At 50.0% G+C, this 25,413-nt stretch carries 27 protein-coding genes; 5 read left to right on the top strand and 22 right to left on the bottom strand.

The window, feature by feature from the left end; all coding sequences use genetic code 11:
- From BMZ51_RS09380 to BMZ51_RS09340, 9 genes are all read right to left on the bottom strand, one after another.
- Positions 1-1,281: a CpaE/TadZ family protein gene (locus tag BMZ51_RS09380; protein WP_068000310.1), complete on the bottom strand. Its 1,281-nt coding sequence runs from the start codon at positions 1,279-1,281 to the stop codon at positions 1-3.
- An 11-nt stretch (positions 1,282-1,292) separates the two neighbouring features.
- On the bottom strand, positions 1,293-2,027 hold the full coding sequence (locus BMZ51_RS09375; protein WP_074881979.1) for a CpaD family pilus assembly protein: 735 nt from the start codon (positions 2,025-2,027) through the stop codon (positions 1,293-1,295).
- Positions 2,028-2,038: 11 nt separating this feature from the next.
- Positions 2,039-3,490: a type II and III secretion system protein family protein gene (locus BMZ51_RS09370; RefSeq protein WP_082825528.1), complete on the bottom strand. Its 1,452-nt coding sequence runs from the start codon at positions 3,488-3,490 to the stop codon at positions 2,039-2,041.
- 10 nt (positions 3,491-3,500) lie between these two features.
- Positions 3,501-4,280: a Flp pilus assembly protein CpaB gene (cpaB, locus tag BMZ51_RS09365; protein WP_068000312.1), complete on the bottom strand. Its 780-nt coding sequence runs from the start codon at positions 4,278-4,280 to the stop codon at positions 3,501-3,503.
- 230 nt (positions 4,281-4,510) lie between these two features.
- A complete protein-coding gene (locus tag BMZ51_RS09360) occupies positions 4,511-5,023 on the bottom strand; it encodes an A24 family peptidase (protein WP_068000315.1) in 513 nt (170 codons plus the stop codon).
- A 109-nt stretch (positions 5,024-5,132) separates the two neighbouring features.
- Positions 5,133-5,348: a Flp family type IVb pilin gene (locus tag BMZ51_RS09355; protein ID WP_068000318.1), complete on the bottom strand. Its 216-nt coding sequence runs from the start codon at positions 5,346-5,348 to the stop codon at positions 5,133-5,135.
- A gap of 133 nt (positions 5,349-5,481) precedes the next feature.
- Positions 5,482-6,426, bottom strand: a complete 945-nt coding sequence (locus BMZ51_RS09350; protein ID WP_068000321.1) for a 2-hydroxyacid dehydrogenase — start codon at positions 6,424-6,426, stop codon at positions 5,482-5,484.
- A gap of 40 nt (positions 6,427-6,466) precedes the next feature.
- Positions 6,467-7,465: a carbon-nitrogen hydrolase family protein gene (locus BMZ51_RS09345; protein WP_068000324.1), complete on the bottom strand. Its 999-nt coding sequence runs from the start codon at positions 7,463-7,465 to the stop codon at positions 6,467-6,469.
- A gap of 9 nt (positions 7,466-7,474) precedes the next feature.
- Positions 7,475-7,900 carry a VOC family protein gene (locus tag BMZ51_RS09340; RefSeq protein WP_068000327.1) on the bottom strand — a complete coding sequence of 142 codons (426 nt, stop codon included), beginning with the start codon at positions 7,898-7,900 and terminating at the stop codon, positions 7,475-7,477.
- A gap of 94 nt (positions 7,901-7,994) precedes the next feature.
- Here BMZ51_RS09340 and BMZ51_RS09335 point away from each other — a divergent pair, with 94 nt between their 5' ends.
- Complete coding sequence (locus BMZ51_RS09335; RefSeq protein ID WP_208979400.1) at positions 7,995-8,930, top strand: LysR substrate-binding domain-containing protein; 936 nt, start codon at positions 7,995-7,997, stop codon at positions 8,928-8,930.
- Between the two features lie 52 nt (positions 8,931-8,982).
- Here BMZ51_RS09335 and BMZ51_RS09330 read toward each other — a convergent pair whose 3' ends face one another.
- Positions 8,983-10,206, bottom strand: coding sequence for a DNA recombination protein RmuC (locus tag BMZ51_RS09330; RefSeq protein ID WP_208979399.1), 1,224 nt, complete (start codon positions 10,204-10,206; stop codon positions 8,983-8,985).
- A gap of 232 nt (positions 10,207-10,438) precedes the next feature.
- Here BMZ51_RS09330 and def point away from each other — a divergent pair, with 232 nt between their 5' ends.
- The 4 genes from def (at position 10,439) to truA (ending at position 13,622) form a co-directional block, all read left to right on the top strand.
- The gene (gene def / locus BMZ51_RS09325) at positions 10,439-10,966 is read left to right on the top strand and encodes a peptide deformylase (protein ID WP_068000339.1); all 528 of its coding nucleotides are present in this window, start codon (positions 10,439-10,441) and stop codon (positions 10,964-10,966) included.
- Positions 10,967-11,106: 140 nt separating this feature from the next.
- Positions 11,107-12,045 (top strand): methionyl-tRNA formyltransferase, encoded by a 939-nt coding sequence (gene fmt, locus BMZ51_RS09320; RefSeq protein WP_068000794.1) that lies wholly within the window; start codon positions 11,107-11,109, stop codon positions 12,043-12,045.
- Between the two features lie 55 nt (positions 12,046-12,100).
- Complete coding sequence (locus BMZ51_RS09315) at positions 12,101-12,640, top strand: GNAT family N-acetyltransferase (RefSeq protein WP_068000342.1); 540 nt, start codon at positions 12,101-12,103, stop codon at positions 12,638-12,640.
- A gap of 151 nt (positions 12,641-12,791) precedes the next feature.
- Positions 12,792-13,622: a tRNA pseudouridine(38-40) synthase TruA gene (truA, locus tag BMZ51_RS09310; protein WP_068000346.1), complete on the top strand. Its 831-nt coding sequence runs from the start codon at positions 12,792-12,794 to the stop codon at positions 13,620-13,622.
- A gap of 63 nt (positions 13,623-13,685) precedes the next feature.
- Here the strand turns inward: truA and BMZ51_RS09305 are convergent, their stop codons facing one another.
- From BMZ51_RS09305 to BMZ51_RS09250, 12 genes are all read right to left on the bottom strand, one after another.
- Positions 13,686-14,504: a DUF2189 domain-containing protein gene (locus tag BMZ51_RS09305; RefSeq protein WP_068000350.1), complete on the bottom strand. Its 819-nt coding sequence runs from the start codon at positions 14,502-14,504 to the stop codon at positions 13,686-13,688.
- Between the two features lie 93 nt (positions 14,505-14,597).
- Positions 14,598-15,209: a hypothetical protein gene (locus BMZ51_RS09300; RefSeq protein WP_068000353.1), complete on the bottom strand. Its 612-nt coding sequence runs from the start codon at positions 15,207-15,209 to the stop codon at positions 14,598-14,600.
- A 24-nt stretch (positions 15,210-15,233) separates the two neighbouring features.
- The gene (dapE, locus tag BMZ51_RS09295; RefSeq protein WP_068000357.1) at positions 15,234-16,403 is read right to left on the bottom strand and encodes a succinyl-diaminopimelate desuccinylase; all 1,170 of its coding nucleotides are present in this window, start codon (positions 16,401-16,403) and stop codon (positions 15,234-15,236) included.
- 102 nt (positions 16,404-16,505) lie between these two features.
- The gene (locus tag BMZ51_RS09290) at positions 16,506-16,949 is read right to left on the bottom strand and encodes a DUF805 domain-containing protein (protein WP_068000362.1); all 444 of its coding nucleotides are present in this window, start codon (positions 16,947-16,949) and stop codon (positions 16,506-16,508) included.
- Positions 16,950-17,201: 252 nt separating this feature from the next.
- The gene (locus BMZ51_RS09285; protein WP_068000797.1) at positions 17,202-18,251 is read right to left on the bottom strand and encodes a histone deacetylase family protein; all 1,050 of its coding nucleotides are present in this window, start codon (positions 18,249-18,251) and stop codon (positions 17,202-17,204) included.
- 214 nt (positions 18,252-18,465) lie between these two features.
- Positions 18,466-18,972 carry a retropepsin-like aspartic protease family protein gene (locus BMZ51_RS09280; RefSeq protein WP_208979398.1) on the bottom strand — a complete coding sequence of 169 codons (507 nt, stop codon included), beginning with the start codon at positions 18,970-18,972 and terminating at the stop codon, positions 18,466-18,468.
- 162 nt (positions 18,973-19,134) lie between these two features.
- A complete protein-coding gene (locus BMZ51_RS09275) occupies positions 19,135-19,797 on the bottom strand; it encodes a phosphoribosylanthranilate isomerase (protein ID WP_068000802.1) in 663 nt (220 codons plus the stop codon).
- A gap of 96 nt (positions 19,798-19,893) precedes the next feature.
- A complete protein-coding gene (gene upp / locus BMZ51_RS09270; protein WP_068000365.1) occupies positions 19,894-20,523 on the bottom strand; it encodes a uracil phosphoribosyltransferase in 630 nt (209 codons plus the stop codon).
- A 125-nt stretch (positions 20,524-20,648) separates the two neighbouring features.
- Positions 20,649-21,884, bottom strand: a complete 1,236-nt coding sequence (locus tag BMZ51_RS09265) for a DUF1688 family protein (RefSeq protein WP_068000368.1) — start codon at positions 21,882-21,884, stop codon at positions 20,649-20,651.
- A 221-nt stretch (positions 21,885-22,105) separates the two neighbouring features.
- Positions 22,106-23,107 (bottom strand): adenosine deaminase, encoded by a 1,002-nt coding sequence (gene add / locus BMZ51_RS09260; protein WP_068000371.1) that lies wholly within the window; start codon positions 23,105-23,107, stop codon positions 22,106-22,108.
- 3 nt (positions 23,108-23,110) lie between these two features.
- A complete protein-coding gene (locus BMZ51_RS09255) occupies positions 23,111-23,986 on the bottom strand; it encodes a phytanoyl-CoA dioxygenase family protein (protein WP_068000807.1) in 876 nt (291 codons plus the stop codon).
- A gap of 147 nt (positions 23,987-24,133) precedes the next feature.
- Positions 24,134-25,354: a phosphopentomutase gene (locus tag BMZ51_RS09250; RefSeq protein WP_068000375.1), complete on the bottom strand. Its 1,221-nt coding sequence runs from the start codon at positions 25,352-25,354 to the stop codon at positions 24,134-24,136.
- Positions 25,355-25,413: the final 59 nt, after the last annotated feature.

Genomic DNA, 25,413 nt, shown 5'->3' with positions numbered 1-25,413 from the left:
CTATTTGCGGACCCGTTTCATAAGAGAAGCGAAGAACGACTTGCTCTTTGCATGCATATCAGCCTTGCCGGTAACCTTTGCTGCAAATTCCTCAAACAAACCTGCGACAGCATGCCGGCTATCAAACTCTGCAATCATCTGCCCATTGTTGGATGCTGTCCCAAACAATGCCGGTTCAAACGGGAGGGCTCCCAGCGAAACCACATCAAGCGCATCACTAAATTCATCAGGTTTAATTTCCGGGCGCTTTGGTATCCCCACCTTGTTCAATAAGAGGTAAGGTTTTGAATCGTTTGGTCTCATCTGAGCGACGTTATCGATCAGGTTTTTCGCGTTTCGAAGGTTGGCCAGATCAGGCTCGGCGACAATAATCACCTCATCAACGTTGGCCAGTATACGCCTTACCCAACCATTCCAGCTATGAGGAAGGTCGAGAACAACTGTTGGCGTGCCTTTTTTCAAAACCTCAATAACCTGATCAAACTTATCCTCCTCCAGGTCATAGGTTTGCTCCAGCGCTGCAGGCGCTGCTAATAAGCTTAAGCGGTCATTACATTTTGAAAGCAGCCGATCGAGAAGCGTGTCATCAAGACGTTCTGGAGAGGCAATAGCTTCCATCACACCTTGAAGTGGGTCTTGATTAAAGTCCAAACCAGCAGTGCCGAAAGCAAGGTCGAGGTCTGCAATTGCCACATCGCTTTCTATCGTCTTTGCAATTGACCATGAAAGGTTATGAGCGACCGACGAAGCCCCGCACCCGCCTTTTGCGCCTATTACAGCAACTGAACGGCCAAACGGGGCGGCCTCAGTGTCTGAATAGAATTGGCCTATTGTATTGATCAGCTGCGCAATGTTTATTGGGCCAACAACATACTCGCCAACTCCTCGCTGCATGAGCGTACGGTACAAATTGACGTCATTGACATGACCAATAACCAACACCTTGGTTCCGGCATCACAAAACTCTGCAAGCTGATCGAGTTCATCGACGACGCCTTTTGCATCAGAGCGTGTTTCAACAATCAGGAAATTAGGTGTGGAAGCGTTTTGAAAGGTTTCAACTGCAGCCGGAATACCGCCCTGACGCACCATCGTGTGTGTTTTCGCCATACGACGGTCAAGGCTTGCATTTTGGATCGTTTCGGTAGTTATTTCGTCCAGACAGAACGCTTGCACAGAGATACGAGGAATATTTACAAACTGAAAATCTGATGTCGAAAACTGGCCGGACGTATCATGCTCCTGCGCGATATCTGAACCGGAATATGCCAAATTACTCATAGTTTATCCCACTAGTTCTGCGCTACACCTGAAACGCTCGTTCCAACGCCAGTGGCATACTCACCTGCCGTTACTTCACCGGCGCGATTCTTTGTAAGGATCACATTTGTTCTAGCCGGATCGTTTGGCCCCATTGGGCGCGGCCCCAACAAATCAGCTGGATTATCTACCATGGCCGCCAAATTCGCCTGGCTGGCACATCCAAAATTATAATAGTCCGTATTTTGGGTGTTGCTGCGCATAGCATCAGGCCAGTTTCCGCAGTCACGAACAACTCCTTTAACGCGCATAAAGGATAGCCGTACGGGTGCTGAGGCTGCCATGTCACCTACCGGATAGGTGCGCATGATGATGCGGTCATGATCAAGACCACCATTTTTCAATGCAGTTCTTATCTGAGGAGAAACAGCCCTTACTGCTGTTTCGTTTGCTGAACCTGAGGGAACAAGGACTTCGACAAACCCATTCCCATCTTGCTCGGATTGCTGTGCGAACGCAGCAACTGCAATTTTCAGCGACCCATTCAAATTTCTCATTTCTCCGCCAACTGGAATGTCGAAATTCTCTGGCACTTCAGAAATGACAATCGGGTGTCGCTTTCGATAATCAAAATCAGCAAGCGAGTGTTGCTCAACATAAGATGGTTGAGCTTTACACGCGGCGAGCAAAAACAACGCGCCTAACACTGCAACAGATGCTTTTAGCCAGATTCCACATTTCAAAGTGGGTGACAATCGGATGTTCATTTCACGTGTCCTCACTCATAAATGTAACCGACGCTGCCGTGGTATGTTCCCTTGACCGGCGCATCTGTTGCTCTGTATATGCTGCTCAACTGGTTGAGAAAAATGGCGGACTGGTCACTTGGCGCGGCGAAATTGTCATCTGGGCGAGCAACTTGAGATCGAGCAATCGGCCTTACAACATAAGGCGTTACGAAGATCACGAGCTCAGTCTGGCGGTTAATATAATCCCGGCTCTTAAACATGTTGCCCAAGATTGGAAGATCCTTTAATCCCGGGACCCCATCAACTTCCTGACCATAATTTTCCTTAAGAAGCCCTGCCATCACCAAGGTCCCTCCAGAGGGGAGTTCAAGAGTAGATTCGGCCCGGCGAACCTTAAGCGCAGAAACAGTGGCGGCCCCAGCAATGCTGACTGCGCCTTCAGAACTCAGTTCACTCACTTCCGTTTTAACTCTCAGCTTGATGCGCCCACCTGATAGAACCACAGGGGTAAAGTCCAGCCCGACACCGAAGGGTTTGAACTCCAAACTGACCTTATTGTCCTCGTAAGCAACAGGAATTGGGAACTCACCACCAGCAAGGAAGCTTGCATTTTCGCCTGATACGGCAACAAGCGTCGGTTCAGCAAGTGTCCTCATGACACCATCACGCTCAAGGGCCTTGATTGTCGGTGAAATTGAATTCCCACCAAAAGCAAGGTCACCGGCCAGGCTCGCAGCATTTACAACTGATGAGTTGACGTTGTATGCAGGTGAGGTATTGAACCCGAGATCAAGCGCTCCGATTTTTATGGAACCCTCGAGGCTCATCCCAAGCTGTTTAATTGTTGTCCGCTCAACTTCTGCAACAGTTACTTTGAGCTGCACTTGGTCTTTTTCGGCAACACCAATTGTGTTCACGATCTTCTTGTCATCATTACCGACAAATTTCAGTGCAATATCGTAGGCTTGTTGCGCTTCGAGTGGGGAAACTGCGGTACCAGATAGAACGATACTCTCATTGATGATGTCGGCATTGATTGCCGAATTTGGAAGCAACCTTCCAAGGATTTCAACAAGGCCGGAAGGGTCTGGCTGAACGTTTAGATTAAAGGACGCTAGTTGCCTGCCACCATTGCCGAACAGCACCAGGGAGGCTTGGCCAATTTCGTTGCCAAATACAAACACACGGTTTCTGGTTCGAACCACGGCATCAGCTATGTCTGGATTTGAAACGAGGACGTCGCGTACTTCTTCGTTCGTGTTCAAAACAATCGAACGCCCTTTGCCAACGTTTAACTGGCGCACTTTTCCGTTGTATTGGGAGGTGACTTCTACGGTCGCCTCAAAGTGCGTTTGCGCGCTGGCGCTGTGTGGTGCAGATAACACTAAACCAACGGCAAATGTGAGGCGCAGGAGCTTTTTGAAATAACTAAAGCTCTTCACTAAGCCTTTTGCCAGGCCAATATGTTGAAGAAAAACCATGGCTTACCTACTAATTTCCGTTCACAGACTGGGAGGCAATCCCGAATTTCACAAACTTAACGCCGCCTTTGACCCGAGGAGGTTGCTTGAGGCCATCCTTTGAATCAGCGGCACTACGCAATGAAAGCGACAAGGTCCCCATCTGAGTTGCACGCGCGACCACCTCGGCCTCATGAGGGAGCAGCTCCAATGTGGCAGTTTGATCCGGTGACATCGCTTTTTCAGTGTTTTCAGAAGCTGTCGTTGTATCAATTGCGAGCACTTTGATATTTTCAAGGATTGTGTCGCTGACGTAACCTTCGTCGCGCTTTTGAGCCCGCATGCTGAGCAAAATATCCACTTTATCGCCAGGAAGAATAAAACCGCCTGCCGTGGTGACTGCGTCAACTGAAACAGCGACTGCGCGTTTACCTCTTGGAAGTATCGCTGCAAGGAAGCCCTTATCAGTATTGATCAAACGCTCTGCACGAATTGGCTCCCCGCTGAACATGGCAGACTTTACGATCTGGCCTAAGAATTCCTGATCAGCTTTGGGGTTTGAATTACGCAAAATTGCGCCATCGGAGACGGAGTCCTCTGGCCAATTTACCCAGTTCAAGTCACCATCAGTAAGGGATGTTCCTACTTTAAGATCTTGACCTGCAACCAGAATTTCCAATGATGGGATGGACTGCTCTTGAACAACAATTGTTGGGGGTTGCTCACGCGAGCCAGAAGATAAGTTAAGCCAAGCAGCTAACCCACCCGCGCTTAAAGCAATAATTAAAACTAAAATTCTGGAGGCCTTCATGTGGCACCCACCCTCTAAGAGATTTGTTTTGGCAGCATTTGTTAAATCTAATTTGAACAAAAAATATCAATACATAGTTAATTTAGCGTAATGATAATTATATCTGCATATTTTACTTAGACGGCAATGTGTAAACAGCAAACCAGCTTAAATAATAGCATGTTAGCTCAGAACAACAGCGCCATACTGGACGATTAATACTTTATTTAGATTGTTTGGTTGCAGCCCGCTTACAAGGCCGGAATTTGTAGGAACCAACTCGTATTTGGATAGACTTGGATACCCGCAATTGCGATTGCAATTCCGTAGGGAACACCCGATTGCTTGTCATGCAGTTTTAGGAGCCAAGCCTGCCCTTGCATGAATTGCGGGAAATACGGAACCTTTCTTAAAGCCAAAATGATAAGCGTTAATACGCCCCCATAAATGCTCATGAGCAAGATAAACTCCAACATATTCACGGAGTGGCCAAACCAAAGAGAGATTGCAGCCAGGAATTTGACATCTCCCCCTCCCATTAAGCCAAGGGCGAAGAGGCCAAAGCCAACAATCATGACACCTAGGCCAAGAGCAAAGCTCATAGCGACCTGCTCAATTGGCATATGGAGTAAAAACGCCATCGCGAAAAACGAGAGTATCAAAACCAAGTTGAGCTTGTTTGGGATTGTCATGGTGAAGAGATCAAAAAACGCAGCAATTGCAAGCAGCAATGGAAAGACAAGCAGTAGTCCATTTGCAATCATTTCGCGAACTCCCCCAGTATGTGCCTAGTCATATTTTTGCATCGCGAATTACAAAGAAGACCTTAACACGTGATATTTTTGTCCCCTTTAACCCAAGATATTTAAACTTTTATATATTAGGTTTGACGAGTTCCCACAGCTCCAGGTCTGCTTCGGTTTCATGTTGTTGCTGAGTTGCGCTGCCGGGAATAAAAGCTGTTTCGGTGAGCGTGGGCGTCGACGCCATCGCCATAATTGCGAGAGCGATCAGGCCGGACAGGAGGCCGAATTCAATCGTTGCACTGCCTAGCTCTCGCTGAAGAAGACCACTGAGTAAAGAAAGCATCAGATCACAAACAGGTTGTTATAGTTGTGATTGATCATAGCCTTGGCCGCTAAACCCTGAATTGAGTAAAGCGGTGCAATTTGAATGCTATTTTGCAGGTTGAACTAAGCTTTGTGAAAGGACCTTTGCTGGCCTAATAGCCTGTCTCCAAATCAACGAGGTTTTGGAGCGCTTCGCCCTGCTCAAACCGCTTGATCTGCCCAGCAACATATTCTGAAAGAGCCTGCGCATTGCTATCTGCTGCAACATGCGGCGTGATGATACAGTTCCGCTGCTTCCAAAGCGGGCTGCTGTGTGACAACGGCTCTACGGCAAAAACATCAATACTTGCACCTTTGAGGAGGCCAGAGGTCAAAGCCGCATCAATAGCTTCCTCATCCTGCGTCGCGCCTCGTCCCGCATTGATATAGACAGGACCGCCCAAAGCTCCAGTCTGGGACAGCATTGCTAGTCTTTTTGCATCTATAAGTTTGTGTGTCGAAGGCGTTGCTGGGAGCAGGTTAATCAAAATATCCGTTTGATTCAGGAAACTCTCCAGCTGGTCATTGCCCGCAAAACTCTCCAGTCCTTCCACGAGTTTTGGCCGTCTGGACCAACCTGCGATCTGGAAACCCAAAAGCTTTAAAGCCTTGGCTGAATCAAGACCCAACTCCCCAAGCCCCAAGATTCCAACGCGGACATCTTTCGCTGCGCATTGCTTGTGGCTATTCCATACACCAGCCTCTTGCTGAGCAGCATAGGTGAGGTGTTGCCGATGGTGCAGTAAAGTTTGGAAGACCACCCATTCCGTCATCCGGCTGGTCAGGTCAGGGTCCACAATCCGAACCAGCGGCAGTTGAGGTAGCTCAGGCAGGGACGTCAGATGGTCGACCCCTGCCCCCAATGAGAAGATCACCTTCAGGTTGGGCAGCGCTGCGAAGATCGCTGGGTCGGGCTTCCATGCCAGAAGATACTCTGCGCTTTGCGCTTCGCAGTCGCCTCCATTCCACCCTTCAACCTTTCTATCAGGAAGAAGTGCCTGCAGCCGGTCAATCCACTCTGTTTCATTGACGTTTTTGATTGACAAGACCAAGTTCATGCAAACACCCTTTCTTATATATCACGATGCAAACTTTGTTTTATTCAGAGTCGATGAAATCAGCAAGCTGCTGTCTCTTACGATCCACGATAAGGCGCGTGACATCTGGTCTGCTGTAATGCCCAGTTGGGTCGAAATTCTGGCGCTCCCCGCGCACAACGGCATGGTCCAATTCGGCTGTGATCAGGATTTCTTTGCCCACCTGTGGCTCAACAACCCAAGTCCCATCCGGGGCGGAAATGCAAGATCCGCCGTTGGAGAGGATTTCATCACTGTTTTCCAAAATCTCATAGAGAGCCAAGGTGTCTGCGGGGAAGTCTGTTTTGCGCATCAAGCCGGAGACAGAAATCACATAGCTTCTGCTTTCCTTTGCAACAAAGCGTGTTGTGTCTTCGGTGTTGTGCAGCCCACCTGGCCAAACTGCTACATGCAGATCTTCACCTTGTGCGTACAATGCGGCGCGCGAAAGAGGCATCCAGTTTTCAAAGCAATTGAGCCCACCTACAGTGAAGCGGCCCAGCGGGTGAACGCGTAATCCATGCCCATCTCCCGGTGCCCAGGCAAGGCGCTCTTCATAGGTTGGCTGCAATTTGCGATGCGCTGACCCGATCTCACCTTTTTGATCGATGTAAACCAACGTGCAGTACAGGCTATGTCCACTTCGGTTGGACGCTCGTTCCATTACACCGAGGTAAACGGAGATGCTGTATTTTTTCGCAAGGGCGCAAATTTCATCAAGATGGCCCTCTTCAATCACCACACCTTGTTCAAGGTATTCTGCATAAATAGCCTTTTGCTTAGGGTCGTTGAAGCGCGCACCGTCAGTTCGTTCAATCCAAAACGGATATCCTGGGACTAGGGCTTCGCCAAATGTGACCAACTGGCAGCCTTGTTTCCCTGCCAGTTCGACTGCATCTGCAACTTTTTGTAAGGTTTGTTCGCGCTTTAGCCAGACTGGAGCAATCTGAGCAAGGCCAACCTTGATTTTGTCAGAGGCTGCGGTTTTAGGACCACAATGTGTAACTTCTAAAATTTCCATCGGATTTACTCAGGTTGCAAAAATTGATGTTTCGTTGGTGAAGCCCTTAAATTCAAGGGCGTTGCCGGAAGGGTCTTTAATAAAGAATGTTCCCTGTTCCCCCGGCTGGCCCTCAAACCGAATTTTTGGTTCCAATACCCATTCAATACCCTTCACAGGTTTCAATCGGTCAGCCAGTGCTCGCCATTCTTCCATTGGCAAAACGACGCCAAAATGTGGAACGGGCACACTATCTCCATCAACAATACCAGTGGCATCGGGAGTGGTCTGTTTTTTATGATGAAGATGAGCGGACATTTGATGGCCAAACAGATCAAAATCCACCCATTTGCCTTCGCGTTCGCGCCCTTGTTTACACCCCAGAATGTCCATGTAGAACGTTTTGGTTTGCGCCAGGTCATCAACCGGAAATGCCAAATGGAATGGATGCGCCATTTTAGTTTTGCCTTCTACTATTCATATAACTCATCTTATAATTCTTATAAGCTTTCACAGTCCTCATAGATATAACTGGAAAAATCACATCAACATGAGTAAAACTCATAATATGACGAGGCACAGGCTTTCCATCACATCTCAAATTCTTTCCGTACTACCTGTTTTTGACGCTGCAGCCCGCCATGGAAGCTTTACGCGCGCCGCACGTGAGCTTGGTATTACGCAGGGAGCTGTGTCACGCCGCATTCAAAGTTTGGAGGAACAGCTGGGCCTTGTGCTGTTTTCTCGTCAAGGCAAAACGCTTGCGCTCACTCAAGATGGGCTCTTGCTCAGCCAAAAGGCAAAGACAGCGCTCAAGCTGGTGGAAGACCTTGAACACGAGCTGAAAGGCTCTGTTTCTGGGCAGCTGCGCCTAGGGACATTGCCTTCTCTGGCCAACCGCTGGCTTATGGAGCAGATTAAAGGGTTCACTCAAGATTTTCCGGCGATTAGCGTTGATCTTATTACAATTCCTGCTGACTTTTCTGCTGGTCACAAAGACCCCGTCAATTGGGATCCCTCCAGTGTTGATGTGGCTTTAACAGTGGGACGGGGCAGTTGGCCCGCGCTGGAGAGCTACGCTTTTTGTGAGGAGGAGATGGTGCTGGTTTGTCATCAAAGCCTTTTGGGCGATGCAACTATCGGCACCTTAGAGGACCTTCTTGGGCTACCGCGCCTCATTCACTCCACGCGGCTCGGCAGCTGGGAGTACTGGGCAGAAGCTCATCGGCTTTCAGGCTACTTTAGCAGCGACCGGTCTCTTTCGTTTGAGCATTTCTTTATGGTGTTGGCAGCCGCCCGTCAGGGGCTTGGCCTTGCGCTGCTTCCCTTACTCCTTGTTGAGCAGGATTTAGCAAATAGCACTCTTGTTGAGCCCCTTAAAGCACGCCACGTCACTGGGAATAGCTATTATATGGTTGGAAGCGCCGCAGCATGGAGGCGCCCTGCCGTTGCCGCCTTTAGGGACTACCTCCTCCAGTCTACATAAAGGCATTTACCGGAAAACCCGCAGTTAATCCCGCATATATGCTCTTTCAGGTTTATCGGTGCTCAAACTGAAATGGTGAGGGCAACTCATCCTCAGCAAGGTGCTGTGGGTTCACAGATTGAGCCCCGGAGGATTGTACCTGACCACTTGCTTTGCCGCCCAATTGCATTTCATCAATCTTACGCGCACGATTGCTGATCTTATCGCCCGATATCATGATCTGATCGATATCCTTATTGGTTTGCGCAAAGTGATTTTGCAATTTGGAGACTCGTTCGGTCAACCGTCCTACATCCTGAAGCAATTTTCCCACTTCGGCTTGAATAAGATGTGCTTGCTCTCGCATCCGTGCATCTCTTAGTACAGACTGAATGACTTGTACCGCAAGAACAAGCAGGGACGGGGACACAATAACCACACGAAGGCGATGTGCTTTCTGGGTGAGGTCTGGAAAACCTTCATGAATCTCAGCGAAAAGGCTCTCAGAGGGAACGAACATCAACGCAGTGTCCTGAGTTTCTCCCGGCAAAAGGTATTTGCCTGAGATATCCTCCAGGTGTTTTGAAATATCTTTACGGAAGCGGCTTGCAGCTTCTTTAAGGTCCTGTTTGGTTTCAGCATCTTTAATCGCAGCAAAGGCCTCCAGAGGGAACTTTGCATCCACCACGAGTGGCGGGGCACCTGTTGGCATATGGATCAGACAGTCTGGCCGGGACCGATTTGAAAGCGTCCCTTGCAGTGTAAAGCTGGTTGGCGGCAGGGCATCATCGATAATTGCTTCCATCCGCCCTTGCCCAAAGGCACCACGCGATTGCTTGTCATTCAAAACCATTTGAAGGTCTGTGACCTGTCCGGCAAGCTCACCCATCGTTTTGTTGGCGATGTCCAAAAGGGCCATACGCTCTTGCAACCCTGTCAAGCTTGCATGGGTTTGGCGGTGTGTCTCCAAAACAGAGGCACCCAGTGTTTTACCCAGTCCATCCAGACGGTCATTCACGACCCGCAACAGGTCCGACTGGCGTGAACCGAACACCTCCGCCATGGTTTGCATTCGCCCTGTCATCTCACCGTGGGCGCGCACCAGCTCAGAAAGCGCAGCTTCGGTGTCTTCGGCTCTTTTTTGCTCAAGCACGGATGTGCAACGCACGTTGCCCAGTTTGGCCCGCAATCTCATAACCCAAATGAGCAGCAGTAAGAATAAAAGGCCCGCCCCAGCGATGGCCATCTGCATAAATGATAGGGTGAATGCACCGAATGTAAAAACTATCTGTTCCATGAAACAAACATAGAACACTTTATAAAACAGCGATACCTCTCAGCTTTCTTGGATGCACTGCAACCCACATCCTTGAATAGCTGAGGGCTACCCCACAAATGGTACCAGTCAAAAGCCTATGGTCAACGACTTGGCAAATTTCCTATAAGAGGATATGTAGCAAGAACATCCTTGTCAGCCGACGTCACGTTGAGCGGGCAGCTTTGCAACGAGAACAACTTCAAAAGAAATTATGACGATTCGCCAGATCAAACTTATCCCGGAAACTTGCCTGCGCGAGGTGTGTGCTCCGATCGAAGACTTTAACGAAGAGATCAAAAAACTTGCCGACGACATGCTTGAAACCATGTACGACGCACCAGGCATCGGACTTGCGGCCAGCCAGATTGCCGTTTTGAAACGGATCGTTGTTCTTGATGTTGCAGAGCGTGAAAACGAAGAAGACGACTCCGTCAAAAAGGAGCCGATGGTTTTCATCAACCCTGTCATCACATGGTCTTCGGAAGAAAAAAGCGTCTATCAGGAAGGATGCCTGTCTATTCCCGGCGTATATGAGGACGTGGAACGCCCAAGCGAAGTTCGGGTTTCCTTCCTCGATATCGACGGGAAACAACAGGAGATCGAAGCAAACGGCTTGCTGGGTACCTGCATCCAACATGAAATAGACCACCTGAATGGTGTTCTTTTCATCGATTATCTGTCTCGCTTAAAGCGTGAGCGGATCGTGAAAAAAATGATCAAGCAGGCCAAACAAGGCTGATCATTTTCAGATTTGCAAAAAGAATGAGCGACCTTCTTGGGAGAGCCGCTTATTTTGGCGTTTTTTTCTTGTCCCGCGCGAGCTGCTGACGCATTACAGCAGGAACACAGGAATTACAGCCAAGCAGGTCAGCTATGTCATTGCGCGTTATTTTTATGGGTACCCCTGATTTCTCCGTCCCGACCCTCTTTGAGATTGTCGGGCAAGGATGGGATGTGGTCGCTTGCTACTCGCAGCCACCACGCAAAGCCGGGCGTGGCATGGAACTGAAAAAGACGCCTGTCCACGAAGCTGCCGAAAGCCTTGGCATCCCTGTCTTCACACCCACATCTTTAAAAAGCGAAGAAGAGCAAGAACGGTTCCGCTCCTTTGAGGCTGACGTTGCTGTGGTTGTGGCCTATGGCCTGCTGCTTCCAAAGGCAATTCTAGATGGCACCGAACATGGCTGCCTGAATGGCCATGCCTCCCTGCTTCCGCGCTGGCGCGGCGCGGCGCCTATCAACCGGGCTATCATGGCAGGGGACAAAGCTTCCGGCATTCAGGTGATGCGCATGGAAGAAGGGCTGGATACCGGCCCTGTCTGCATGTCTGAAACCGTTGCGATTACGGATGACATGACAGCTGGCGAGCTGCATGACCGCCTTTCTGCACTGGGCGGAGACTTGATGCTACGGGCACTTTCTGCATTGTCGCGCGGCGGACTGGGCTCCCGGCCACAGACAGAGGAGGGTGTGACTTACGCCCGCAAGATCCAAAAGAGCGAAACGCGTATTGACTGGTCCCTCCCCGCAGAGCAGGTCCACAACCATATTCGCGGCCTTTCGCCCTTTCCTGGCGCATGGTGCGAGATGGAACTGGGCGGCAAAAAAGCCGAGCGCGTCAAAGTTCTGCGCAGTAACCTGACCGAAGGCTCCGGCACCGCTGGTGAAGTCATCGCTGCACAAGGAAGCACCTTGAGCATTGCGTGCGGCTCAGGTGCTATCACGCTTGTTCAGCTTCAACGTGCTGGAAAGAAGCCGATGTCTGCTGATGAGTTTTTACGCGGTTCTAAGCTTAATGCGGGAGACGCTGTATCCTGACCCTGCACAATAGGATAGGGTTTTAAAAAAGAGTATCCAGATACGTGGAGGCAGCATGGTTGAGTTCCACCAGATTGGTGAGCAGCAAGTCAGCCTTCGCGTGCCTGCAAAACAAGATGAGCATACGATCCGCTCTTTGCTTAACAGAGCTTACGGCCAAAGCAACGAAGGACGGTTGATCAAACGTCTACGCGCCTGTGGTGCTGTGGTTCTGGAACGTATGGCCACTGATCGCAACGGCGATCTGCTTGGCTACCTTGCACTTTCTCGTGTGACTGGCACTGGGTATGGCCATCGCTTAAAGATCAGTTGCCTCGCCCCTGTTTGTGTTTGCCCCAGCACGCAAAGAAAGGGCATTGGCACAAAGCTCATTCAAAGCGCACTTGATGATTTGCAGGGACTGGGCGAAGATTTGGTTCTCGTCCTTGGCGCGCCAGCCTATTTCTCCCGCTTTGGCTTCGACAGCGAACTGGCCAAGAAGGTTCATGGTCCGTATGCCGGACCTATCTTCATGGCGCTGCCGTTTACACAGGCTGGACGAATAGAACTACCTACTGATGTCACATATGCCACCCCTTTTGAGGAATTTGAATAAGTTCCTTTTGGGCCTTGGCAAGAGGTCTGGCCTTGCTTATTCACATCTGGTAGTACAGCCCGAATTCCCGATACATCCAGCAGCCAATCGCCTGTGCAAGATAAGCATACCGGTCTCATGTCTGCTCACATAACCTTTGCAAAGAGCAACAATGCCGCGTTACAAAATTACCATTGATTATGACGGACGCCCTTTTGTTGGCTGGCAGCGCCAGGACAATGGACCTACCGTTCAAGGTGTTATTGAGCGCGCAATCAAATCTTTCACAGGGGAAAGCGTGACCATCGGCGGTGCAGGCCGTACAGATTCCGGCGTTCATGCAACTGGGCAAGTGGCTCATCTCGACCTTTCAAAGGACTGGCCTGCTCAAACGGTAAAGAACGCACTCAACTTTCATGCTCAACCAGATCCCGTTGCCATTCTTGCCTGTGAAAAGGCCGGGCTTGGGTTCGATGCCCGCTTTTCTGCTATCCGCCGCCATTACCGGTTTAAAATTGCAAACCGTCTGGAGCCTTTGACACATGACCGCGGCCTTGCGTGGCATGTGAAGCCAGAGCTGGACGCCGGGGCCATGAATGAAGCTGCTCAGGTGCTTTTGGGGCACCATGATTTTACGACTTTCCGCCACACCAAATGTCAGGCGAAGAGCCCTATGAAGACGATGGAACGCATTTGCGTTTACCGCGAAGGGTACCACGTATTTCTTGAGTGCAGTTCCCGCTCGTTCCTGCACAATCAGGTGCGCTCTATGGTTGGAAGTCTACGTCTGGTCGGTGAAGGCCGCTGGACAAAAGAGGATCTGAAAGCTGCTCTTGAGGCGAAGGATAGACAGGCATGTGGTCCTGTGTCGGTTCCTGAGGGGCTTTACCTCACACAGGTCGACTATCGCTCTCCAGCAGAGGATGAGGCGTCTTTCCTTGCCTATCAGGACAGCCTGAAGAGCTTCGTTGCAGATGAAGCGCCGGCGGACGAGGAAGACTGAGCCTCTCTGAGGCAACCCGAAAACACGTAACCGGGGGCAACCTACCTCCGGTCACGCAGAACCTTAGTTCTCCTCAAAGCTGACCACACGCTTGTAAAGGTGCCATGTTGTATGGCCCAGTACCGGCAGTGTAATGAGCAAGCCTACAAATGCGGGAACCATGGAGGCCATCAAAATGGCCGTGATGAGCAGTCCCCAGCCAACCATGATCACAGGGCTGCCAGTAACCACTTTAAAGCTCGTGATCATTGCTGTGACAAAATCCAGCTCTGTGTCCAGCAGCATCGGAAAAGAGACCACGCTAACTGCAAAGAGCAGAACAGCAAAAAATGCCCCAACCGAATGACCTAGTACAAGAAACAAAAGTCCATCAGGGGTTTGAAAAAGCGTTTGGGCAAATTGGACGAATGTGCCGTATCCCTTCATTCCCAGAAATAACGCCAGTAAGAGATGCACCTTAAACATCCATAGGAACTGGATGAAGATAACAACAAAAGCCATCCATGCGATCTCACCGCGACGTTGCTCCCACATCAAGGTAAACAAGCCGCGCATACGTGGTGTCTGCCCTGCGTGCAAGCGCCTGGAGACTTCGTAGAGCCCTAAAGCTGCGAACGGTCCCAGCAACAAAAAGCCACAGGCCAGCGGATAGCTGATGTAGCTCATATCGACCCAGAATGAGAGCAGCGTAACCGCTATTCCACCGATCATAAAGAATGCACCAAAGGTTAGGCCAATAACCGGTGCCTTAACAAAGTCCAGAATACCAAACTTTAATGAGCCTGTTATATCCTCCAGAGTAACCTTACGAGCGATAGGCTTCGCCAAGTCTTTCTGCGCATTAGGTGCCTGCGCAGGCACAGTCAGATTATTGTCTGACATTGCGTCCCTCCCAATTTTCCTCAGCGTCAAGTGTGCGCGGAAACTGAGAGGAGCGCTACTGATATTTTAGTCGTGATGACAGATAGATAAGACTCACGCAGCAAACAATCTGTCAAATGAGGTGCTGATCAGGATTGAAAGAACCAGATCCAAAACCACCAAGCCGACTGCGATGGAGAATTTGCATCCACCAGCAACACGGGCAATCTGGAAGCGATACCAAAGCACCCATCCCACGATTGGTAAGGTCAACATGACCAACAATGCAGAGGGGATCAATCCGCTCAGATACAACAGATTCACTAGGGTCTGTGGGAGCAGAATAATCAGTGTGCTCCAGTTCCTTACAATGATGTAGGGGCCGTAGTTTTTTCTCAGCCCAATTGATGCGGAGAGGAAGCCAACGACAATCGGAAATGTAATCCAATCTACAAAGAGGGCTAGGGATTTGCCAAGGTACAGCGGGGAGCCGTCAGAAATAAATTCAGCAGCCTCCTGCCCTTTTGCTAAATGCGTTTCAAGGAGCAATGACTGTTCCGCCAAAAGCCCAAGAAAGTAGAAGGGTAACAGCACAAAGACGACCAGAAATGACCGCCAGAAACCATCTGCAGACAGATCGAACTGCTGCAAGGCTTCTGACTCGCCCTTCATGATCCGCCAGGATGCAATGCAGGACTGACGAATTTCTTGTAGGCCAAAAGACATCAATACACCCTGCCCTTCAAAACCTTATACTTTAAAATAGTCTTGCAGGAAGCGAAGGTAAATATCAGAGAGTTGCTCAATGTCTGAGACTGCAACATGCTCATCAACCTTGTGCATTGTCTGCCCGACCAGCCCGAACTCAACCACAGCGCAGTAGTTCTTAATGAATCGCGCATCAGACGTGCCGCCATTTGTTGAAAGCTCTGGTGTACGACCGGTCACGGCCTTGATGGAGTTGGACAAGGTCTTAATCAGCGCTTCATCATGGGTTAGGAAGCTATCTGTGCTTTCGCGCGCAAACTCAATGCTGTAATCCAGACCGGCAGGTGCTGCATCTTCTAGCAAGCTCTCAATTTGCTGGCTGAGCGAGCTCACAGTCCACTGATCATTAAAACGAATATTGAACTTGGCCATCACATGGGCAGGAATAACATTGGTTGCCGTATTGCCGACATCAACAGTCGTAATTTCCAGGTTCGATGGCTGGAACCGTTCATTGCCTTTGTCCAGCTCAACCTCGGCAATTGCGCTGAGCAGCTTGAGCATGCCGGGCACTGGATTATCCGCAAGGTGCTGATAGGCAACGTGGCCTTGTGTACCGTTGATCTTTACCGTGCCAGTAAGGGAACCACGACGACCCACTTTAATCGCATCGCCCAGAGCGTTTGGGTTGGTTGGCTCACCTACAATGCATGCGTCAAACGTATGGCCTTGCGTTTTGGCCCAGTCCAGCAGCTTAACCGTTCCGTTGACTGCCGGGCCTTCTTCATCACCGGTAATCAGGAATGAAATCTGACCGGGAATACCATCTGGGTGGGCTTTGACATAATCGATCGCAGCAGCAGCAAACGCAGCAACGCCGCCTTTCATGTCTGCAGTACCGCGTCCATGGAGCATGCCATCAGCAATAGCGCCATCAAACGGCCCGTGTGTCCATGCCGCTTCATCGCCAACCGGAACCACGTCTGTATGCCCTGCAAACACGAAATGTGGTTTGCCGGAACCAATCGTTGCAAACAGGTTCTCAACGTCCGGTGTATTCTCGTCTGAGAAGGTCACACGCGAGACGCCAAAACCAGCAGTAGCAAGCAGCTTTTCAAGAGCGGAAAGAGCACCGCCTTCTGCTGGGGTTACACTTGGACAACGGATGAGATCGCGGCAGATTTGTACCGCAGGAGAGAGCGTATCAGTCATATCTCGAGATTTAGCTGTGCTGAGACCTGCGGTCAATCACGAGTTGCCAGAACTTCGTGATTTTCACGCTCACATCGCCAAGAAAAATCTCAAGAAAAGCACTTATTTCTTGCGGCGCATTGGACGGCTGTTGGAATATGGCCCGTATTTATTTGGTCCAGATTCGCTCTTTAAGAAGCCAACGATAAAGGGAACCAGCAGGTTCAGAAAGGGCAAGAAAAGGGTCAATGCAACAAAGCCCGTGATACCACGGTCCTGCAAGCGTTTCGCAACCAACATCAATACCATAAAATTCGTAAAGAGCATCAAGGGATAGAGCAACGGGTTGGTCATCAGCATATCTTGATAGATCTGTGCCAATGCAACTTCTGTTGAGCCGGAGGATGTGTAACTAGGGGAGAGCGAACCGATGGTGGTGTTCAGCGCAATAAATAGAACACACCATATCAGCCCGAATGCCAGCCAGTACGGTTCTCGGGAAATCCGACCAAATGGGTTGAAAAACAACCATAGAAGGCTTGTCCGCGGGCTTTTCTGCTCTGGCATTATTTGATCACTTAAAGCAGCCTGCCATCTTGTTGAGTTGGCCCTACTGCTTTAATCCCTCATGTTCTTACGTGTTACCATCCCCAAAACGCTCCCCATCCTCTGGGAATACGCTTTAAGAGATTTCAGTTCGCAAGGATGTACGCATAATCTGGGTTGCTTTCAAGAGGGCCGGTGCGGCAAGACACAAGTAGCCGCCCAAAGATGCTATTACAGCCTGAAAACAACTATATTTTTTAGCAACTTAATTAATCACAAGCTAATTTTCTCTGCGTCGAGATAACCACTCAGCGCCTTGGTGCAATTGACGCCTAATTCCCCGATCAAGTACCCGCCTTCCATAACAAACAGTGTCGGGCACCCTAATTGAGCAATTCGTGCACCAATTCTTGTGAAGTCATCCGTCTTTAATCTGAATTGCGATATCGGATCATTTTCATATGGGTCCATGCCAAGAGAAACAATGACGACGTCTGGTGCAAACTTCATAATGGTACGGCAAGCATCTTCCAGTGCTTCCCCCCATTTGTCCCATGATGTCCCGTGCGGCAGGGGGTAATTATGGTTGTAGCCCGCCCCTTCCTTCAGACCTCGCTCATTGGCATGGCCAAGGTAGTAAGGAAACTCGACTTTGGGATCTGCATGTATGGAGAGGAATTGCACGTCTGCACGGTCATAAAAAATCGCCTGGGTCCCGTTGCCATGATGGTAGTCCACATCAAGGATCGTGACTTTGCCAACACCTTGGTCACGCAAATGTTGTGCGGCTATTGCTGCGTTATTGAGGAAGCAATAGCCGCCATACAGACGGCGGTGAGCATGGTGCCCAGGTGGGCGGCACAAAGCAAACGCGGCCCCCTCGCCAGATAGGATCAGATCTGCCCCAGTCAGCGCCGTTTCGGCACTGCTGCGCGCGGCAGTCCAAGTATGAGCTCCCATCGGGGAACCTGCATCGAACGAATAAAACCCAAGCTTTCCATCGATGTGATCAGGCACGATATCATGCCTGAGGCCGTGCACTGGCCAGACAAACGGGAAGACTTCCTCCTCAGTGCGCCCCGCCTCCTGCCAAAGCTTCCAAAAGTCCTGCAAGAAGTGGACGTAGTCGGTATCATGCACCTTCAAGATTGCATTCAATGTAAACTCTTTTGGCGGTTGTATTTCACCAAACTGAGCTTTCCTAATGTGTTCTAGAATGATTTCAGCACGTGCTGGCACCTCATGGGCAGCTACTAGTTTTCCATCCGAGATTTCTTTGGTTGGGGCATGCAAGAGCTGATCAGGAGAAAAAATAGTTTTCACTGCCATCATCCTTTACAACAGCTGACACACCCTCTCTCCTCAGCACATCAGATGAAACTGCTTTTGATTACTTGCAGTTCATGCGCATTTGGATGAAGCGCTTAATCAGCGAGTTCCACAGATATCAGCCTGCTATGAAACCAGCTTTAGCACAAGCAAGACAAAAGAATACCGCTGGTAAAAGCCTCCCAAAAGAAGGGGTTTATTTTCATGATTATCTTGGTTGAATTACCAGCTCTCTTTGCCCAAGAGTGATCTTGCCAAGGCGATTTAGCGCAGACATGCCCAACAGCACTTGCGAAAGAGATTCATCTTTCAAAATCAATCCTTTAACATTACGTATATGGATAGACCCAAGACGGAGATTGGAGATTGATGCGGTCGCACCTGAGGCGATGCCGTTTGCTGTGCGAACCTCAACAGTGAAGTCTTCGTTTTGCACCCTGATGCCGGCTTTACGTGCAATGCTGTATGGGATCGCGAGCAGGCTTGCCCCTGTATCAACCAAAGCCTGCGTTTTGTGGCCATTGATTTTAATAGTGGCCACGAAATGCCCGTTGGGCGATTTCCGAAGTCTTGTCGGGCGCTTAGGGTTTTGCGTTGTGGCTTGGGCTTGGGGTTCGTGTACTTCGACAACACCCATCAAGCGCTCTTCAAGCACTTTGGGCACAATCAGTGCAACACAAAAAACAACGACCATGACCCAAATATATCGTTGCACGCGTTCCACCATTTCTTTTGGGCCGACCACGTCGCAACTTATTTTGCGTCAGAGAACCTACAGCGTTTTGCCCATCACATTTTTAGGTATACATTCGCGCGCACAAAAAAGGCAAGAATTCGGCGCAGAATCTTCAAGGTTTCGGGCCTTTTTTATAAAGAGTCAGGTGCACGCAATTGCGGCTGCAAATTCAGATAGCTTTGTTCGATTTAAACGGCCATCCACCCGTACACCCGTACACACATCTACGCCGTAGGGCCTTACAAGCTCGATGGCTTCGATGACATTTTGCGGGGTCAATCCGCCAGCCAGAAATACTGGAATATCCAGTTTGTTGACGATGTGGCGGCTTAAATCCCAATTGTGGGTTCGCCCTGTCCCGCCAAGTTCATTTTGGGAGGGACTGCCGGAATCCAACAAAACCGCATCAGCAACACCGCTATATTCCTGAGCAATTTCAAGCGAGTATTCATCTTCAACATGGACAACCTGCACAATGCGCGTGCTGGCTGGAAGATTGAGACGGAGTTCCTGATATTCTCCTGGGTCAATCGGGCTCACGATTTGCAGCGTGTTTGTCCCACATGTCAAAGCATGTTCGACAATGTCATTTGCCGAGGTTCGGGAGGTTAAAAGCCAGGTTGAGACAGGAGGAGGCACATGACGTGCGATATTGAGAATAAGATCGTCTTCTATCACACCGGGTCCTGAGGGCATGTGTGCAACAAGCCCAACAGCATCTGCGCCACAAGCGACGGCTAATGCAGCTTCGCTGGACGTTGAGATACAACAGATCTTCAAACGAGTACGTGCGTTGGTTGGCATTCCATTTTCCCCCTGCGCGATCGTCATCTGAGAAAAACTAAGTGCACTTAAAAAGAAAGCGCCAGACATATTGCCTGACGCTTCAAAACAAAAAGTTTATTTTGTGCCGTACATCCGGTCACCGGCATCACCCAGACCTGGAATGATGTAGCCTTTCTCATTCAGCTTCTCATCGATGGACGCTGTATAGATTGGCACATCTGGGTGCTCTTCGTTAAAGCGTTTAACGCCTTCTGGCGCAGCAAGCAAACAAACGAACACCATGTTCTTAGCACCGCGCTTTTTAAGGCGCTCAACCGCAGAAATCGCGGAGTTTGCTGTCGCAAGCATTGGATCAACAACGATCACCAGACGCTCATCCAGCTCCTGAGGCGCTTTGAAGTAGTATTCAACAGCTTCCAGGGTCTCAGGGTCACGGTACAGACCGATGTGAGCAACGCGCGCAGATGGGATCAGCTCAAGCATACCTTCCAGCAAGCCGTTACCAGCACGCAGGATAGATGCAAAGCAGAGTTTTTTACCAGCGAGAACAGGTGCATCCATTTCTGCAACTGGCGTCTCGATCGTCTGGCTGGTCATTTTCAGGTCACGAGTAACTTCGTAGCAAAGCAACAAAGAAATCTCGCGAAGCAAACGACGGAAATCCTGCGTCGGAGTTGTTTTTCTCCGCATGTGTGTCAGTTTGTGCTGCACAAGCGGGTGGTCGATTACTGTTGCTCCGGACATCATGTTCCTCTTATTAAACCCAAGCGGGTATTCATGTGTTGTCTGACACCTGCCAGCATGAGCAGGGCATATTTTCAGTAAGGCACCGTTGAGTATCAATGGTGCAATTCGCTAGATGTTATAGCTCAAAAAACGGTTCCATCACTGATAATCATCAGAGGCGGAGAACCATCACCGCGTTTTTCAAGGGCAATTTGTCGTCCTGCGGCCCAAGACCCGCCTTCCAGCACGCATGCCAGTGGCAACTGGTCTCTGGAGACCGACAAATCTGTTCGAATCCAATCTGCGAGCTTGTCGAGAAGAGCGATTGTTAACGCTCTCCACTCAACAACCAGCTCGCTGCTGACCTCGTGTCGGATTAAGGCCTGTTCTGGGTTCTTAAGGCGCAGAACGCCCGTATCCATGAACAAACCACCGTTGCGATGTCCAGCCAGTCCCGTCAATCCATCAATGTCCTCTATCTCGACACCTGCCCATGAGAGCGGTTCGACAAGAGAGTAAGCGATCCATTGGGAGAGTTTGTGGAACGGAACCAGATTATTTGTTTTATCCTGCGTGACTATTTTGGAGTGCCGCCAGGTATCCCCCAAAATTACTCCATCAATCTGCTCACGGTTGGGCCAGATCGGTCCAAGACCATCCAGCACCACTTCCAAAATGCGTTCAGCCGGAAGTGGTCCTTGCTGCCCTTCGTCATAAAGGACATCAAAGAGACCACCGGGGCGGGGTTCTTCTTCTTTTGAAAAAAGATCAGGCCGTAACGACGTGGCCTGCCCCAAGCTGTTTAACAGCGCTAAACGCCCATTCAAGCCGATAAGCTGGTTCTTTCCTGCAACCTGTAAACCTTCAGCCAGTTCATCTTCATCCAACCTAAACAACGTGATCGCGTCTGCTCTGAGTGGGTCTAGCGGATCATCTGAAAAGAAGCCTGCTGAAAACATGGAGAGCGACCCAACAGCGAGACCGTCGGAATGCATATAAGTCTCGCCCGTGATTGCTTCGCGATAGTGCCAGTGGTTGCCAGCTGCGGCATCCAGTAATGCAGAGACGATTGCCAGATCAAAGGCGGCTCGGCCCATGCCCTGCACATCGGAAAAGCGGCGTGCGCCTGCCAGCATTGACCAACGATCTACTCCACCAGCCTCAAAATGGCGCCAACGTGCATGAAACGGAATCTGCCGGTCAGGGTATGCATTGTCGGTCGCGGCAAGCGTTCTGCGGGCAGCCTGCGCCAGATGAGACAGATCGACCGCAAAATGCTCAAGTTCGCCCTGCAAGCCCAGTTCCAAAAGCTGATTTGCGCGTTCACGCACCGCTTTTGCATTGAGCAAGGACAAAGCCTGCGATGTCTGCATCTCCATCTTTATTGCTTTCTGTTGTTACGTTGATGAAGCACGGGAAGAGCTCGCGTTTGCGGGTCTTCCCACCTCACTTATATTTATTGGAGGAGCTCACAAATTTAAAGCCCGTACCCTATTTATTCAGGTACGGGCTTTTTGCAATCTACGCTCTGAGGTTTTGGGCATAAGAAATCCGAGTATGCTCGTTTTCCTGCTTATGCACATTCAAATCCAGCGGAAATTTACGCGTCTTCAGTTAATGCTTCCAAACGTTCCAGAAGAACTGCTCGGGTCGCCTCGTCCACGAACGCTGCTTCCAGTGCATTTTTCGTGATCGATTTCTGAATGTCTCTGGTCCAGCCGAACACACGAGAGGTCTCGACATACTCATGACCAAGTGTCGTGCGGAAGAATGGCGGATCATCGGAGTTCAAAGTGATACGAACACCGGCCTGACGCAGCATATTCACTGGGTGGAACCGCAGGTTCGAATAGACACCAAGCGCAATGTTTGAATGCGGGCAAACCTCCAGTGTAATTTTTTCTTCCACCAGACGCTGAACAAGCGCTTCATCTTCTACAGCGCGGACACCATGGCCAACACGTGTGATCTTGAGGTAATCAAGCGCATCTTTGACGCTTTGAGCACCACCAAATTCACCTGCGTGTGCCGTCAGGCCCAAACCAGCTTCACCAGCCATAGCAAAGGCTTTCTCGAAGTTTTTGGCAGGTCCGATACGCTCATCACCAGCAAGACCAAACCCGGTTACCATTGGGTGAGGATTGTCGATGACTTCCTTGATCGCAGCTTCCACAGATTCAGCACCTTCATGACGGACGCCCAGTGGAACCAGGCGACCTTCAATACCAGTGTCGGCTTTTGCGCGTTCTAATCCAGCAACAAGCCCTTCAAGGTAGGAATTGTAGCTGAGACCTGCTTTGACTGCGTGGTCTGGAGAGATAAAGACCTCTGCATAGATCACGCCCTCAGCGGCCAGCATCTTGTAATAGGTTTCAGCAAGTTCTGCGTAATCGCCAGGGCGGCGAAACAGGGACGCTGCAACATCGTACTGCTGAATAAAGGTGGTGAAGTCGTGCCAGCTGTAGTTTCCATTGGTGTCGAACAGATCACCAAGGTCGACATCATAGCGCTCTGCCAGCTTTCTTACGAGCGTTGGAGGTGCAGCACCTTCGATATGGCAGTGCAGTTCGGCGCGTGGCACCACGTTCTGCTTTGGTCTCATGTCTTAAAATCCGTGCATTGGCTTATCTTTAGCTCGAACAATCCAGTTATCATCCGACCACTTTGCGGTTCCATCTACCATATGCACTGCATAGGCATGACGGGATTTATCAGAGCGGTTTGGAGCAGATTTGTGCGGCACCAATCCATGAAGGATGACGAGGGTTCCTTTCGGAGCGACAAGGGGTGCTGCATCATCTGCAGATTTTTCGAGCGGGGTTTCGTCTAGTGTTTCCATGACCAGTGCTTCGCCATTATAATGGAAACGTTTGCGCAATTGACCTTTGTGGCCACCAGGAACGCCATAAAGACCGCCATTGGTCTCATCAGCGTCTTCCAATGCGAACCAGAAGCCTGTGCAGGACAACGGCGCAGTGTGGAGAAATGTCGAATCCTGATGGTTGTTCACTTCACCACCAATATGTGGTGGTTTGAAGATATACATAGACTGCGCCAGAAGCGGATCTACAAATCCCAGGTCTTTTGCTAATCGTTCCATTTTTTCTGAGCGAGAGAATTTCTTAAACACAGGGTCAAGATCATGTAGCGCGTGACCGACCTTATTGAGTGCCTGATGCTTTTCTTTTTTGAGATTGCCCTTTTCATCAAAGGCTTCGGCTTCAAAGAAGAAGCGAATCTTGTCGCCGCTTTCGCGGAAGTAAGCATCTCTTGCATGTGCTTGAGCGTTGGTCTCAAAAACAGAGGCAACAGAAGAAGGATCAAACTCGTCAATTAGGTCATGCATCTGAGCCTGTAGCTCATCGCATTCGTCTGGGGTTGCGAACCCTTCCAGTATAAGGAAACCGTCCTCTTCAAACGCTTGTTTCATCTCTGAAGTCAAGCTGCCGTCTTGTTGCGCAGTAAACTTTCGTGCCTGCATTTTGGTTTCCCCTTTTTGTATCACGACGGATGCCACACCCTGCATCCTTGTAGTTTGCAAGTCATTCGCAAAACACAGATATATCGCGCTACACTAAACCGGACAAACAAAGCTTGCCCGGTTTAATTTCATAATCGCCTGTCAGATCTACAGAAAACTCTTTCCGTTTTCACCTGTAGGCACTGAAAGGAACGCGGCAATTGTCTCGCCCATATCAGCAAAAGTTGACCGTCTGCCGAGATCTTTGCCCGACTGCCCTTTTACGAGAGCAATTACAGGCACGTGTTCACGGGTGTGATCTGTGCCTTTCCAGGTTGGGTCACAACCATGGTCGGCCGTGAGAATAAGCAGGTCGCCATCATTCATCTTTTCGATCATTTCTGGCAAGCGCTTGTCAAAGTGCTCAAGCGCAGCGGCATAACCTGGAACGTCGCGGCGGTGACCGAACAGCATATCGAAATCAACGAAGTTAGAGAACACGAGGTCTCCGTCCTTCGCCATATCCATTGCTTCCAGCGTGCGGTCGAACAACTGGTCGTTGCCTGCACCCTTCATGACCTTCGTTACACCCTGAGCAGCGTAAATGTCAGAGATCTTACCAACACCGATCACCTGACGACCAGCGCCTTCCAAACGATCCAAAACAGTTGGAGCTGGAGGAAGAACTGAGTAGTCACGACGGTTAGCAGTGCGCTCAAAACCGTCTTGAACAGAGCCAACAAATGGGCGTGCGATCACGCGGCCAATGTTGTACTCATCAACAAGTGTGCGGCATTTCACACAGAGATCGAGAAGGCGCTCAAGACCGAAGCTTTCTTCATGTGCTGCAATCTGGAGAACGCTGTCAGCGGACGTGTAGACAATTGGCTTGCCAGATTTGACATGCTCGTCGCCAAACTCTTCGATGACAACTGTACCAGACCCATGGGTCAGGCATAAAACGCCAGGAAGCTCACCAACTTCGATGATCTTTTCAATCAACTCAGCAGGGAAACTTGGGTTGGTATCTGGGAAGTAGCCCCAATCAAAAGTGACCGGTACGCCCGCAATTTCCCAATGGCCAGATGGGGTATCTTTGCCGTTAGAAACTTCCTGTGCGTAGCCCCAGTTTGCTTCTGGAGTCCCACTGAAATCCAAGCCTTTAACAGGCTTACCAGTGGAGGCACGTGCAGCAGCTCCCAAACCGAGACGGTCCATATTTGGCAAAGACAACGGACCCTTACGCAGTCCTTCTTTGTCAGCTTTACCTTCAGCACAGGCATCGGCGATATGACCGAGCGTGTCGGATCCGACATCGCCGAACTTTTCAGCATCATCAGCAGCGCCGATACCAAAGCTGTCGAGTACACACAAAATTGCGCGTGGCATTCGCGTTTCCTTAGTTTTGGAGGACAGCTCTCATTTCTTGTTCTTATTCTCCGTCAGCC

It is taken from the genome of Pseudovibrio axinellae, from assembly GCF_900110875.1.
In the GTDB taxonomy this organism is placed as follows: domain Bacteria; phylum Pseudomonadota; class Alphaproteobacteria; order Rhizobiales; family Stappiaceae; genus Pseudovibrio; species Pseudovibrio axinellae.
This window is presented reverse-complemented; position numbering and strand designations above follow the sequence as displayed.